This is a genomic window from Christiangramia aquimixticola, assembly GCF_048285835.1.
GTDB lineage: Bacteria > Bacteroidota > Bacteroidia > Flavobacteriales > Flavobacteriaceae > Christiangramia > Christiangramia aquimixticola.
This window is the reverse complement of sequence record NZ_JBLVTL010000174.1, coordinates 1-312: the sequence shown is the minus strand read 5'-3', so window position 1 is coordinate 312 and position 312 is coordinate 1. Positions and strand designations below refer to the sequence as shown.

Below are 312 nucleotides of genomic sequence, written 5' to 3'. Positions count from 1 at the left end.
CGAACTTGCCTGAAGATTACCCAAGTTAAACTCTGCATCAGCTAGACCTACCCAATAGTTTGGGTTGTCCTTGTTGAGATTGAGCGCTTTTTTGAAATAATGAATAGCTTCAAAAAACTTCTCTTTTTTGAGCATACACATTCCTAATCCAAACCACGCATCGTCATACTCTTCGTCCAGCTTTGCTGATTTTTTGAAATACTTAAATGCTTCATCGATTTTACCCATCTTTTCATAAGCAGCACCCATGTAGCAGCAGTTTTCAGCATTGGCGCCCTCACAATTGATGGTATTTTGATACGCTTCCAAGGC

1 protein-coding gene is annotated in these 312 nt (G+C 40.1%); it reads right to left on the bottom strand.

The genetic code is table 11. From position 1 onward, the window contains the following. On the bottom strand, positions 1-312 hold a 312-nt coding region (locus tag ACNKXV_RS14000; RefSeq protein ID WP_417908332.1), incomplete at both ends, for a tetratricopeptide repeat protein.